The following is a 13,625-nucleotide window of genomic DNA, read 5'->3' as shown; positions in this document are numbered from 1 at the left end:
CCTCGCCGTGCGCGACGTGGAGCGCCGCTCCGAGGAGTACTACGTCCGCCCCGGCGCGACCGCCCTCGCGCTGCGGCGGTACCAGGCGTTCCTGACCCGGCCGGGTCGCCGCGCGCAGGCCACCGTCGTCGCGGCTGCGGGGGCCGCGACCGGACCCCTGGTGGTACGACCGGCTGTCCGAGCCGCCTGGCTGGTAGCTGCGGGAGGGCTACTGCTGCTGACTGGGCAACCGGCCCTCGGCCATCCGCTTGGCCACGTCCCGGCGCAGCCACAGCAGGTAGGTCCACACCAGGCTGAACACCACGCCGATGACGCCCAGCGCGGTCATCGCGAACCAGCCCGCGATCATGGCCACGTGCAGCGCCACCACGACCCACACGCTCCACGGGAACCGCAGCAGCGCGCACGTGCCCAGCAGCGCCACGATCAGCGCCAGCACCAGGTAGCCGGTGCCGGTGCCGACCCCGCCGCCGAGGTTGGCCACCACCGGCAGCGCCAGGGCCACCACGATGGCCTCCAGGATCAGGGTGCCCGCCATGATGCCGCGGAAGGACTTCATCGGGTCCTTGCGCGGCGCCGGGGCCGTGCTCATGAGGGCTCCTTGCCGAACAGGGCGCGCGCTTCACCGGCGGTGACCACCGAACCGGTCACCACCACGCCCGCGCCGGACACCACGCCGTCGTCGGTCTCCTCGGCCAGCCGGATGGCCTCCTCGACCGCGTCGACCAGGTGCGGCTGCACCACCATGCGGTCCTCGCCGAAGATCGGGATCGCCTCGCCCGCGAGCAGGTCCGGGTCCATCGCGCGGGGCGAGGAGTTGGCGGTCAGCACGACCTCGTTGACCACCGGCTCCAGCGCGGACAGGATGCCCGCGGCGTCCTTGTCGCCCATCACGCCGACCACGGCGACCAGCTTGCGGAAGCCGAACTCCTCGTCCAGCGCCTTGGCCAGCGCCGCCGCGCCGTGCGGGTTGTGGGCGGCGTCGACCAGCACGGTCGGCGCCGAGCGCACCCGCTCCAGCCTGCCCGGCGAGGTGACCGAGGCGAACGCCTCGCGCACCGCCTCCACGTCCAGCTGCCGCTGCGCGCCCGCGCCGAAGAACGCCTCGACCGCGGCCAGCGCCAGCGCGGCGTTGTCGGCCTGGTGCGCGCCGTGCAGCGGCAGGAAGATCTCGTCGTAGACGCCGCCGAGGCCCTGCAGCCGCAGCACCTGCCCGCCGACCGCGACGTCCCGGTTCAGCACGCCGAACTCCACGCCCTGCCGCGCCACGGTGGCCTCGACCTCGGCGCACCGCTGGAGCAGCACCTGCTCGGCGGCGGGCTGCTGCGGGCCCAGCAGGGCGATCGAGCCGGGCTTGACGATGCCCGCCTTCTCCGCGGCGATGCCCGCCAGGTCGCCGCCCAGGTACTCGACGTGGTCGATGCCGACGGGCGTGACGACCGCGATCCGGCCGTCGACCACGTTGGTGGCGTCCCACGAGCCACCCAGGCCGACCTCGACCACCGCCACGTCCACCGGGGCGTCCGCGAACGCCGCGAACGCCATGCCGGTGAGCACCTCGAACTTGCTCATCGGCACGTCGCCGCGACTGTCCACCATGGACACGTACGGCTCGATGTCGCGGTAGACCTCGACGTAGCGCTCGGGGCTGATGGGCGCGCCGTCCACGCTGATCCGCTCGGTGGCCAGCTGCAGGTGCGGGCTGGTGTACCGGCCGGTGCGCAGGCCGACGCGGGTGAACAGCGCGTCGACCATGCGCGAGGTGGACGTCTTGCCGTTGGTGCCCGCGATGTGCACCACCGGGTAGGACTCGTGGGGGTCGCCCAGCAGGTCCACCAGCAACCGGATGCGCTCCAGGCTGGGCTCGATCTTCGTCTCCGGCCAGCGGGTGTCCAGCTCCGCCTCGACCTGGCGCAGTTGCTCCAGCGCGCCCTGCTCGAACCCGCTCATGACTGCGGCAGGCTTTCCAGGCGGGCGTGGATGCGCTCGATCTCGGCGTTGGCCGCCTCCAGGCGGGTGCGGATCTTGGCCACCACCTCGGCCGGGGCCTTGTCGGTGAACGACGGGTTGCCGAGCTTGCCCTCGCACTGGGCGCGCTCCTTCTCCGCCACCGCCAGGTCCTTGGCCAGCCGCTTGCGCTCGGCGGCCAGGTCGATCGCGCCGGAGGTGTCCAGCTCGACGGTCACCGTGCCCTTGGGCAGGCCGACCTCCAGCGACACGGTCGCCGCGAAGTCCTCGCCGGGCTCGGTCATCCTGGTCAGCGCGCGGACCGCGGGCACCTGGTCGAGCAGGTCCACGCAGCACGCGCCGCGGACCTTGCCCGCCACCTTCTGCGCGGGCTTGAGGCCCTGGTCGGAGCGGAATCGGCGGATCTCGGTGACCAGCTTCTTCAGCCCCTCGATCCGGGCGGCGGCCACCGCGTCGCGCTCGGCACCGGATGCCTGCGGCCAGTCCGCGACCACCAGCGACTCGCCGCCGGTCAGCGTGGTCCACAGGGTCTCGGTGATGAACGGCGTCAGCGGGTGCAGCAGCCGCAGCAGCACGTCGAGCACGTGCCCGAGCACCGACTGGGTGGCCTCGGCGCGCACGCCGCCCTCGGCCAGCTGGACCTTGGCCAGCTCCAGGTACCAGTCGCAGAACTCGTCCCAGGTGAAGTGGTAGAGCGCTTCGCTGAGCTTGGCGAACTGGAACGACTCGAAGTGCGCGTCGACCTCGGTGACCAGCTCGTCGAGCAGGTCCAGGACCCACCGGTCGGCGTCGGTCAGCGCCTCGCGGGGCGGCAGCGGGCGCGCCACCGTGGCACCGTTGCCCAGCGCGAACCGGGTGGCGTTCCACAGCTTGGTGGTGAAGTTGCGCGAGCCAGCGGCCCACTCCTCGGCCACCGCCAGGTCCGAGCCGGGGCTGGTGCCGCGCAGCAGGGTGAACCGGGTGGCGTCGGCGCCGTAGGTGTCCATCCAGTCCAGCGGGTCGATGCCGTTCCCGCGGGTCTTGGACATCTTCTTGCCGTACTGGTCGCGGATGAGGCCGTGCAGGAACACGTCGTCGAACGGCTGCTTGCCGTCCATCGCGTACAGGCCGAACATCATCATCCGGACGACCCAGAAGAACAGGATGTCGTAGCCGGTGGACAGCACGCTGGTCGGGTAGAACTTGGCCAGCTCGTCGGTCCGCTCGGGCCAGCCCATGGTGGAGAACGGCCACAGGCCCGAGGAGAACCAGGTGTCCAGCACGTCCTCGTCCTGCACCCAGCCCTCGCCGCTGGGCGGCTGCTCGTCCGGGCCGACGCAGACCACCTCGCCGCCGGGGCCGTACCAGACCGGGATGCGGTGGCCCCACCACAGCTGGCGGGAGATGCACCAGTCGTGCAGGTTGTCCACCCAGTCGAAGTAGCGCTTGGACAGCTCCGCCGGGTGGATCTTGGTGCGGCCGTCGCGGACCGCGTCGCCCGCCGCCTTGGCCAGCGGCTCGACCTTGACCCACCACTGCATGGACAGCCGGGGCTCGACCACGGTGTCGCAGCGCGAGCAGTGGCCGACCGCGTGGGTGTAGGGGCGCTTCTCCGCCACGATCCGGCCCTGCTCGCGCAGCGCCGCCACGACGGCGGGCCGCGCCTCGAACCGGTCCAGGCCCTCGAACGGGCCCTTGGCGGTGATCACGCCGCGGCCGTCCATCACGGTCAGCGCGGGCAGGTCGTGCCGCTGGCCGATCTCGAAGTCGTTCGGGTCGTGCGCCGGGGTCACCTTCACCGCGCCGGTGCCGAACTTGGGGTCCACGTGCTCGTCGGCGACGATCGGCACGTACCGGCCGGTCAGCGGCACCTCGACCTCGGTGCCGATGAGGTGCTGGTAGCGCTCGTCCTCCGGGTGCACGGCCACGGCGGTGTCGCCGAGCATGGTCTCGGCGCGCGTGGTGGCCACGACGATCGACCGCTCACCGGAGCCGTAGCGGATGGAGACGAGCTCGCCCTCGTCGTCGGAGTGGTCGACCTCGATGTCCGACAGCGCGGTCTGGCAGCGCGGGCACCAGTTGATGATGCGCTCGGCGCGGTAGATCAGGCCGTCGTCGTAGAGCTTCTTGAAGATCGTCTGGACCGCGCGGGACAGGCCCTCGTCCATGGTGAAGCGCTCGCGGCTCCAGTCGACGCCGTCGCCGAGGCGGCGCATCTGGTCGAGGATCTTGCCGCCGTACTCGGCCTTCCACTCCCAGACGCGCTCGACGAACTTCTCGCGGCCCAGGTCGTGGCGGGACCGGCCCTCGCCCGCCAGCGAGCGCTCCACGGCGTTCTGGGTGGCGATGCCCGCGTGGTCCATGCCGGGCAGCCACAGCACCTCGTAGCCCTGCATCCGGCGGCGCCGGGTCAGCGCGTCCATGACGCTGTGGTTGAGGGCGTGGCCCATGTGGAGGCTGCCGGTGACGTTGGGCGGGGGCAGGACGATCGTGTAGGGCGGCTTGTCGCTGCTCGCGTCCGCGGTGAAGTACCCGCGCTCGACCCACCGCTGGTACAACCCGGCCTCTACCTCGGCCGGGTTCCACGCCGGCGGGAGTTCGTTTCGCTGGGGTGCGGTGGGGGTCTCAGTCACGTGGGAAGTCTACGGAGGAGCGGGTGTCGACTTCGAACCAGATACCTGCTAACGCCGCCACCCCCTACTCCGATCGAGTGAGCGGCACCATCGACGAGGGGGGCAAGTGACCGCGGACGACATCGACAACCACCCGGACCTGCGCGACGAGGCGTGGATCAGGGCGGCCAACCGCCGGGCCAAGCGCGACATCCGACGGGCGCGCCGCCGTGCCCGGCTGCGGGCGCACGGCGGCAAGGCGGTCTCCGCGGTGGCGCTGGTGGCCATCGCCGCGCTGCTGTTCGGCCTGTACCGGGCGGGCGAGTTCGACGGTGTCGGCCAGGCGGTGGCCGACTCGGTTGAGACCGCGGCCGCGCCGGTGGACCTGGACGAGCCGTTCGCGAACACCCCCGCCGAGGCGTGGGCGGACGGCGAGGCGGGCGTGGTGGCCCCGGCGGCGCAGCCGGTGGGCGAGTTCTCCGCCGAGCAGGTCGCGCAGGCGTACGAGCGGGTGCGGCAAGCCGTGATCACCGCGCGGCTGGACCTGCGGGTGGTGCGGGACCACGACGTCGAGCCCTACCTGGCGCTGCTGGCCCCCGATCTGCAGGACCACATGCGACCGCTGTTCGACGGCGGCAACGACCCGGAGGCGAGCCTGGTGGTGACGCGGGTGGCCAGGGGTTCGGAACTGCTGCCGGTGGCGCCGAAGGTCAACGGCTCGATGCGGGCCGAGGCGGGCGAGCCGGGCGAGCTGGTCGTGCACACCGACTACCTGGTCGCCTACGCCTTCACCGGCTCCCCGGCGCTGCTGACCAGCCCGTACGACATCGTGGCGGTCAGCCGGGTCTCGGTGGACTACGTGCTGCGCTCCGGTGAGGGGTTCCGCGAGGGCAGCCAGGGCCTGTGGGCCGAGGAGACCGACGGGCACTGGTACTCGATCTCCTGCGAGGCGGCCGAGCGCGGGTTCCTCGCTCCCTGGGTCGCCGACCGCGCCATGAACGGCGGCACCCCCGGCGAGTTCGGCCCCTCCGAGGACTACTTCGACCCCAACCGTCCCATGCCCACCACCGACGGCTGCACCAGGTAACCCGCGAGTCGAACCCCCAGAACCCCCGAGTTCAACGCTCAGAACGGCCACGCCCGCCCCGGTGTCACCCACCTATGGGCGTGTTGAGCGTGTCGCCCCCGCGAGTCGCGCGTTCCGACACCACGAACCGAACGTTCACGCCCCCCGACCCGCACTTTCGCGCCCTGACCGGCGCTTCCGCGCCCCTCGGGTAGTAGTTACCGCCCTCCGGACGCCCCTCGGGTAGTAGTTACCGCCCTCCGGACGCCCCTCGGGTAGTACTTGCCCACGCACCAGGGGGGCGCGCGCGGAGCGCGCGCAGCGGGGTGCCCGCGAGCGCCGTCCTTGGCGACCTGCCGCGCGGCGAGCGCGCTTTTGAAGCCCCCAAAGCTCGCCTCACAGTGCCCCAACGCTCAGTTCGCGGTGCCCGAACGCTCAACTCAGGATCTCCGAATGCCCCTCTCACCCGAAAGGACGATTACCGACCTGAGTGACCGCGATCACAATCAATGGTGATCACCGAGTCGTCGCAGGTCACAGCGCCGGGTCCACGGGCCGGCCGCAACCCCTTGGGGCCCGTGGCAGCGGACCGCGCGTCGCCTGGGACCCCGGACGATCGCTCCACCGCCGGCACGCTCGCGCGGGGCGTGCCGGCGGCACAATGGGCGCATGACCCGCAACCCTCCCCAGCACGACGTCGACGAGTCGCGACTTGAGACCAGTGGACCGAAGCGGTGGGCGGCGGGGCTGCCCGGCGTGGCCGTGTCGGTCAAGCGCGGTGTCGAGCAGATGGGTGTGGCCCGCACGGTCACCACCCTGCGGCTGCTCAACCAGCGCGAGGGCTTCGACTGCCCCGGCTGCGCGTGGCCGGAGCCGCAGGGCCACCGCAAGCTGGCCGAGTTCTGCGAGAACGGCGCGAAGGCGGTGGCCGAGGAGGCCACCCGGCGGCGGGTCGGGCGGGACTTCTTCGCCGCGCACCCGGTGGCGGAGCTGGCCGACAAGACCGACTTCTGGCTGGGTCAGCAGGGCCGGTTGACCGAGCCGGTGGTGCTGCGCCCCGGCGGCACGCACTACGAGCCGATCTCGTGGGAGGACGCCTTCGCGCTGGTCGCCGAGCACCTCAACGGCCTGGCCAGCCCGGACGAGGCGGTCTTCTACACCTCCGGCCGGACCAGCAACGAGGCCGCGTTCCTCTACCAGCTCCTGGTGCGCTCGTTCGGCACGAACAACCTGCCCGACTGCTCGAACATGTGCCACGAGTCGTCCGGCGCCGCGCTGTCGGAGACCACCGGCGTGGGCAAGGGCTCGGTCGGCATCGACGACTTCGCCCGCGCCGACCTGATCGTGGTGGTCGGGCAGAACCCCGGCACCAACCACCCGCGGATGCTGTCGGCGCTGGAGGAGGCCAAGCGGGGCGGCGCGAAGATCGTCGCGGTGAACCCGCTGCCCGAGGCCGGTCTGCTGCGGTTCAAGAACCCGCAGAACGCGCGCGGCGTGGTGGGGGCGGGCACCCAGCTGGCCGACGAGTTCCTGCAGATCCGGCTCGGCGGCGACCAGGCGCTGTTCCAGGCGATCGGCAACCTGCTGCTGCGGTGGGACGCGCTGGACCACGAGTTCATCGAGCGCTCCACGGACAACTTCGCCGCCTACGCCGAGCACGTGCGGGCGCTGGACTGGGACGCGGTGGACCGGGCCACCGGGTTGCCGCGCGCCCAGGTGGAGCTGCTGGCGCGGATGTTCGCCGAGTCGCAGCGCACCATCGTGTGCTGGGCGATGGGCCTGACCCAGCACCGGCACTCGGTGGCCACGATCCGCGAGATCGCCAACGTGGTGCTGATGCGGGGCATGATCGGCAAGCCGGGGGCGGGTCTGTGCCCGGTGCGCGGTCACTCCAACGTGCAGGGCGACCGGACCATGGGCATCTGGGAGAAGATGCCGGAGAAGTTCCTGTCCGCGCTGGAGACCGAGTTCGGCATCTCCGTGCCGCGCGAGCACGGCTACGACACGGTCGCCTCGATCCGGGCCATGCGCGACGGCAGGGCCAGGGTGTTCTTCGCGGTGGGCGGCAACTTCGTGGCCGCGTCGCCGGACACCGAGGTCACCTCGCGGGCGATGAGCCGGTGCGACCTGACCGTGCAGGTGTCCACCAAGCTCAACCGGTCGCACGTGGTGCACGGGCGGACCGCGCTGATCCTGCCGACGCTGGGACGCACGGAGAGCGACCTGCAGCACAGCGGTGAGCAGTTCGTCACCGTGGAGGACTCGATGTCGGTGGTGCACCGGTCGCAGGGGCGGCTGGAGCCCGCCAGCGACCAGCTGCTGTCCGAGGTGTCGATCGTGTGCAGGCTGGCGCGCGCGGTGCTCGGGCCGGAGCACCCGGTGCCGTGGGAGGAGTTCGAGAAGGACTACGACCTGATCCGCGACCGCATCGCCCGCGTCGTGCCGGGCTGCCAGGACTACAACGAGCGGGTGCGGCGGCCGGACGGGTTCGTGCTGCCCCACGCGCCGCGCGACGCCCGCGAGTTCAGCGGCACCCGCACCGGCAAGGCGCACTTCAGCGCCAACCCGCTGACCGTGCTGGAGGTGCCCGAGGGGCGGCTGCTGCTGCAGACGCTGCGCAGCCACGACCAGTACAACACCACGATCTACGGGCTCGACGACCGGTACCGGGGGGTGAAGGACGGTCGTCGGGTGGTGTTCGTCAGCCCGGCCGACCTGGCCCGGTTGGGCTTGGCCGACGGCGAGGTGGTCGACCTGGTCAGCGAGTGGCCGGAGGACCCGACCGGGGTGGTGGAGCGGCGGGCGGAGCGGTTCCGGGTGGTGTCCTACCCGACCGCGGCGGGGTGTGCGGCGGCCTACTTCCCGGAGGCCAACGCGCTGGTGCCGCTGGAGTCCACGGCGGAGGTGTCCGGCACGCCCACGTCCAAGTCGATCGTGGTGCGGCTGGAGAAGCGCTGACCCCGTCCGCGTCGGCAAGTACTACCCGACCCGCCGACAGGGGCCGCTGACTACTACCCGACCCGCCCGTCCGCCGGGACGGGTAGTAGTCATGCGCTCCCCGGAGGGGGCATGGGTAGTACTTGCCGACGCGGTTGGGGGGACAGGACGGCCATGGCGGCGTTGTGGCCGCCGATGCCGCTGACCGCGCCGCCGCGCCGCGCGCCCGAGCCGCAGAGCAACAGGTTCGCCACGTCGGTCTCCACACCCCACCGGCCGACCTCGTCCCGCGTCTCGGCGAAGGGCCAGGCCAGCTCGTCGTGGAAGATGTTGCCGCGCGGCAGTCCCAGCTCGGCCTCCAGGTCCAGCGGTGTGCGCGCCTCGACGCAGGGCCTGCCGTCCGCGTCGACGGCCAGGCACTCCTCGATCGGCTCCACCAGGTGCTCGTCCAACGCGGACAGGTACCGGCCGACGAGGTGTTCGCGCAGCCCGTCGTTGTCCCGCTCGAACAGCGCGGCGGGCGTGTGCAGGCCGAACAGGGTCAGCGTGTGCCACCCCCGCCGCGCCTGCTCGGGCGCGAGGATCGACGGGTCGGTCAGCGTGTGGCAGTACATCTCCGCGGGCAGCACCGACGGCACCCGGCCCGCCGCGCTCTCCCGGTAGGCCGTCTCCAGCTGCCCGTACGACTCGGCCAGGTGCAGCGTGCCCGCGAACGCCAGGCGCGGGTCGATGCCGCCGCGCAACCGCGGCAGCTTGCGCAGCAGCATGTTGACCTTCAGCTGGCTGCCCTCGGCGACCCGCCGGACTTCCTTGCCCCGCAACGAGTCCAGCACCGCCGGGGCCACACCGGACAGCACGAACCGCGCTCCCACCACGCGGTCGCCGAACTCCACCTCGGCGCTGACGCCGTCGGCGTCCACACGGGACACTTCGGCCCCGGTCACGATCCGGGCCCCGGCTTCCCGCGCGGCGCGGGCCAGTTCCGCGGTCACCGCGCCCATCCCGCCGACCGGCACGCGCCACTCCCCCGTGCCGTTGCCGATCACGTGGTAGAGGAAGCAGCGGTTGGCCCTCAGGTCGTCCAACGAGGTGTGCGTGCCGATCAGGCCGTCGGTCGCCGCCACGCCGCGCACCAGGTCGTCGGTGAACAGCTCCCGCAGCGCTTCGCCCAGCGGGCGCTCGAAGACCTGCTCCCACACCCGCGCCAGCCCCGCCGCCTCGACCCGGCGGCGGGTCCGCTCGCGGGACTCCAGCGGTTCCAGCAGCGTCGGCGCCAGCACCCCGGCCAGGTCCGCCAGTTCGTCGTACCAGCGCCGCCAGCGCCGCCACTCCGCGTCGGAACCGGTCAGCTCGCGGAACGAGGCCGCGGTCGCCTCGCCCGGCGTCCGCTCGACGAGCAGGCCGCCCCGCCCGTGCGGGGTGTAGGAGGCGACGGCGCGCGAGCGCAGCGACAACCTCAGCCCCAGGTCCGCGACGACGCGGTCGGGCAGCAGGCTGACCAGGTAGGAGTACCGCGACAGGCGGGCGGGCACGCCGGGGAAGACCTGCTCGCTGACCGCCGCGCCGCCGACGTGGTCGAGCTTCTCCAGCACCAGCACCGAGCGCCCGGCCCGCGCCAGGTAGGCCGCGGCGACCAGGGCGTTGTGCCCGCCGCCGACCACCACGACGTCGTAGGAGTCCACCGGCCGACCCTAGCCGGTGAACAGCGCGGTGACCTTGCGGATCAGCTCGAACAGGCCGTAGGCCAGCGGCAGGCCCACCCACAGCCAGGCGAAGACGACCAGGCCGCGCCTCATCGGGACGCTCCTTCCAGCTCCGGCTCGTGGTACTTGGCCGCCACCGGGCGCACCAGCTCGTTGGCGACGAAGCCCACCACCAGCAGGCCCATCATGATGAACAGAGACGTGGTGTAGAGGTCCGGGCCGGACTTCCCGGCCGCCTTCTGGCCATCGGCGATGGCGTTGACGATCAGCGGGCCGAGCACGCCGGCGGTGGACCACGCGGTGAGCAGCCTGCCGTGGATCGCGCCGACCTGGTAGGTGCCGAACAGGTCCTTCAGGTAGGCCGGGACGGTGGCGAACCCGCCGCCGTAGAAGGACAGGATCAGCATGGCGCACAGCACGAACAGCAGCTTGGAGGAGTTGCCCGCCAGCGCCAGCAGCAGGTACATCAGCGCGCCGACGCCCAGGTACAGGCGGTAGATGTTCTTGCGCCCCACCAGGTCCGATGTGGACGACCAGATGATGCGGCCCGCCATGTTGGTCAGCGACAGCAGCGCCACGAACCCGGCCGCCGCGCCCGCCGCGACCGGTGTGGCGGTGTCCTTGAAGAAGTCGACGATCATCGGCGACGCCTTCTCCAGGATGCCGATGCCCGCGGTGACGTTGAAGCACAGCACCACCCACAGGCACCAGAACTGGGGGGTGCGCAGGGCGTTGCGGGCGGAGACGTTGACCGCGGAGCGCACCACCTCCCGCTCCCGGACGTGCGCGGGCACCCGCACCAGCAGCACGCCGACGGACATGAACACCGCGTAGGCCAGGCCGTGCACCAGGAACGCCTGGCCGATGCCCTCGGGGGTGCGGCCGAAGGACTCCAGCATCTGGGCCGACCACGGCGAGGCGATCAGCGCGCCGCCGCCGAAGCCCATGATCGCGATGCCGGTGGCCATGCCCGGCCGGTCCGGGAACCACTTGATCAGCGTGGACACCGGCGAGATGTAGCCGATGCCCAGGCCGATGCCGCCGATGAAGCCGTAGCCCAGCACCACCAGCCAGTACTGCTGCGTCCACGCGCCCAGGGCGGAGACCAGGAAGCCGGTGGAGAAGCAGGTGGCGGAGACGAACATGGCCCAGCGCGGGCCGTTGCGCTCCACCAGCGTGCCGCCGAAGGCCGCCGACAGGCCGAGCATCACGATGCCCAGTTGGAACGGCAGCGCGCTCTGCGTGCCGGTGAGGCCGAGCGCGCTCTCCAGCGGGGGCTTGAACACGCTCCAGGCATAGGCTTGGCCGATGGCCAGGTGCACCGACAGCGCCGCGGGCGGGACCAGCCAGCGGTTCCAGTCGGGCGGGGCCACCGTGCGCGAGCGGTCGAGGAAACCCACTGGCCGTGCACCTCCGTAACCTGGTTGGCGAGCCACGAAAAACTTAGCCTGGAGCAAGGAGTCCACGATGGGTCGAGTCACTGTCCGTCGCCCAGTGGTCACCTATTCGCGCCGAACGCAACGCAAACGGGTGGATTTGTTGGCGGCTGAAGAGCCGTTGGAACTGAGGGTGAACGGCAAAGCACTGGCCGTCACCATGCGCACGCCCGGTCACGACGTGGAACTGGCTCACGGCTTCCTGCTCAGCGAAGGTGTCATCGGCGGGCTGGACGACGTGTCCGTGGCGCGCTACTGCGAGGGCGCGGGCCCGGACGGGCGCAACACCTACAACGTGCTCGACGTGGCGCTGGCCCCCGGCGTCGCGCCGCCCGAGACGGGGGTGGAGCGCAACTTCTACACCACCTCCTCGTGCGGGGTGTGCGGCAAGGCCGCGCTGGACGCGGTGAAGCTCAAGACCCGCTTCCCCCCGGCCGCCGACGACTGCCGGATCACCGTCGACGTGCTGGCCGCGCTGCCGGACGCGCTGCGCGAGAGGCAGAAGGTGTTCGCGTCCACCGGCGGCCTGCACGCGGCGGGCCTGTTCACCGCCGACGGCGACGCGCTGGTCGTGCGCGAGGACGTCGGCAGGCACAACGCGGTCGACAAGGTGCTGGGCTGGGCGGTGCTGAACAAGCGGGTGCCCTCGGCCGGGACGGTGCTCATGGTGTCCGGGCGCGCGTCGTTCGAGCTGGTGCAGAAGGCGGCGATGGCGGGCGTGCCGGTGCTGGCCGCGGTGTCCGCGCCGTCCTCGCTGGCCGCCGAGCTGGCCGAGGAGCAGGGCGTGACGCTGGTCGGCTTCCTGCGCGGCGACTCGATGAACGTCTACGCGGGTGCGGAGCGGGTCCAGGGGTGAACCGCGCGCGGGCGTGGCGCTGTGCAACCTCCCTCCGGTGCCGCGCGTCGTAACGGCGACGGATGACCGAACTCCGCGTGAACGCCGTGGTGCGGCCGAAACGCGCGGCGGGTCGTCGGCGATGGCACAGGGGGAAGCGGGCGGAGGGGGCGGATGGTCAGCAGGCGCTCGGTGCTCGGGGCGCTCGGCGCGGCCGGGCTGGGCGCGACCGGGATCGCGCTGGGGCTGCACGGCAACGCGCCGATGAGCGAGGCGCTGCGCTACGCGCTGGGCGTGGCCGGTCCCAAACCCGGCGGCAAGCGGGCCGTGGTGAAGGTGGACCGGGTGTTCTCCGCCGCGCGCGGGCGGGAGGTCGACTTCCTGACCATGGTCCCGCCGGGCGTGCCGACCAGGGGCCTGCCCATGTCGATCCTGCTGCACGGCCTGCACGGCAGCGCCCGCTGGGCCGCCGTCGGCGGGCTGCCGGAGGTGCTGGTCTCCGCGGTCGGCCGGGGCGCGGTGCCGCCGTTCGGCTTCGTGGCGGTCGACGGGGGCGACCACTACTGGCACGAGAACGTGCCCGGCGACGACCCGATGGAGATGCTGCTGGAGGAGGTGCCCCGGTGGCTGGCCGAACGCGGCTTCGGACCGGTGTTCGCCTGCACGGGGGCGTCCATGGGCGGGTTCGGCGCGCTGGTCTACGCCCGGCGCAGGCACCAGCGGCGGGAGGCGCTGCGCGCGGTGGCCGCCATGGCGCCCGGTCTGCTCACCTCGTGGCCGGAGATGGCCAAGCGCAAGGCGTTCGCCGACCAGGCCCAGTGGGCGTCGCTGGACCCGCTGCGGCACGTGGACGAGCTGGGGCCCACGCCGATCGGGGTGTGGATCGGCGACCGGGACCGGTTCATCGTGGGCACCCGGCGGTTCATCGCGGCCGCCCGGCCCGCCGTGGCCTCGGTGATCCCCGGCGGCCACGACGACGTGTTCTACCACAAGGTCACCCCGGACGTGGTCCGCTTCCTCGGCAGGCGCGTCAGCACCCCCCGATCGTGATCAGCGCGTCCTGGGTCGGCGCGTTCTGATCAGCGCGTT

At 72.2% G+C, this 13,625-nt stretch carries 10 protein-coding genes; 4 read left to right on the top strand and 6 right to left on the bottom strand.

Features of this window, described 5'->3' with window-relative positions; genetic code table 11:
* Window positions 1-208: 208 nt before the first annotated feature.
* From JOF41_RS01850 to JOF41_RS01840, 3 genes are read right to left on the bottom strand one after another with little or no spacing between them, the layout of a single operon-like run.
* Complete coding sequence (locus tag JOF41_RS01850) at window positions 209-592, bottom strand: DUF4233 domain-containing protein (RefSeq protein ID WP_189222132.1); 384 nt, start codon at window positions 590-592, stop codon at window positions 209-211.
* Window positions 589-1,950, bottom strand: coding sequence for a bifunctional tetrahydrofolate synthase/dihydrofolate synthase (folC, locus tag JOF41_RS01845; protein ID WP_209615651.1), 1,362 nt, complete (start codon window positions 1,948-1,950; stop codon window positions 589-591). The genes JOF41_RS01850 and folC overlap by 4 nt, the downstream gene beginning before the upstream one ends.
* The gene (locus tag JOF41_RS01840) at window positions 1,947-4,580 is read right to left on the bottom strand and encodes a valine--tRNA ligase (RefSeq protein WP_209615648.1); all 2,634 of its coding nucleotides are present in this window, start codon (window positions 4,578-4,580) and stop codon (window positions 1,947-1,949) included. The genes folC and JOF41_RS01840 overlap by 4 nt, the downstream gene beginning before the upstream one ends.
* 106 nt (window positions 4,581-4,686) lie before the next feature.
* Here JOF41_RS01840 and JOF41_RS01835 point away from each other — a divergent pair, with 106 nt between their 5' ends.
* Window positions 4,687-5,646 carry a hypothetical protein gene (locus tag JOF41_RS01835; protein WP_209615631.1) on the top strand — a complete coding sequence of 320 codons (960 nt, stop codon included), beginning with the start codon at window positions 4,687-4,689 and terminating at the stop codon, window positions 5,644-5,646.
* Between the two features lie 648 nt (window positions 5,647-6,294).
* Window positions 6,295-8,583, top strand: a complete 2,289-nt coding sequence (locus tag JOF41_RS01830; protein ID WP_209615628.1) for an FdhF/YdeP family oxidoreductase — start codon at window positions 6,295-6,297, stop codon at window positions 8,581-8,583.
* Window positions 8,584-8,672: 89 nt separating this feature from the next.
* On the opposite strand, the gene JOF41_RS01825 is transcribed toward JOF41_RS01830, so the two are convergent.
* From JOF41_RS01825 to JOF41_RS01820, 3 genes are read right to left on the bottom strand one after another with little or no spacing between them, the layout of a single operon-like run.
* Entirely contained in the window at window positions 8,673-10,244 is a 1,572-nt protein-coding gene (locus JOF41_RS01825; protein ID WP_209615623.1) for a phytoene desaturase family protein, read from the bottom strand.
* 9 nt (window positions 10,245-10,253) lie between these two features.
* The gene (locus JOF41_RS38735; protein WP_443705455.1) at window positions 10,254-10,358 is read right to left on the bottom strand and encodes an MFS transporter small subunit; all 105 of its coding nucleotides are present in this window, start codon (window positions 10,356-10,358) and stop codon (window positions 10,254-10,256) included.
* Window positions 10,355-11,665, bottom strand: coding sequence for an OFA family MFS transporter (locus JOF41_RS01820; protein WP_209615620.1), 1,311 nt, complete (start codon window positions 11,663-11,665; stop codon window positions 10,355-10,357). The genes JOF41_RS38735 and JOF41_RS01820 overlap by 4 nt, the downstream gene beginning before the upstream one ends.
* A 67-nt stretch (window positions 11,666-11,732) precedes the next feature.
* On the opposite strand from JOF41_RS01820, the gene fdhD reads away from it, so the two are divergent.
* Complete coding sequence (fdhD, locus tag JOF41_RS01815; RefSeq protein ID WP_209615617.1) at window positions 11,733-12,557, top strand: formate dehydrogenase accessory sulfurtransferase FdhD; 825 nt, start codon at window positions 11,733-11,735, stop codon at window positions 12,555-12,557.
* 153 nt (window positions 12,558-12,710) lie between these two features.
* Window positions 12,711-13,586 carry an alpha/beta hydrolase gene (locus tag JOF41_RS01810; protein ID WP_209615615.1) on the top strand — a complete coding sequence of 292 codons (876 nt, stop codon included), beginning with the start codon at window positions 12,711-12,713 and terminating at the stop codon, window positions 13,584-13,586.
* Window positions 13,587-13,625 lie beyond the last annotated feature (39 nt).

It is taken from the genome of Saccharothrix coeruleofusca, assembly GCF_017876325.1.
GTDB lineage: Bacteria > Actinomycetota > Actinomycetes > Mycobacteriales > Pseudonocardiaceae > Actinosynnema > Actinosynnema coeruleofuscum.
This window is presented reverse-complemented; position numbering and strand designations above follow the sequence as displayed.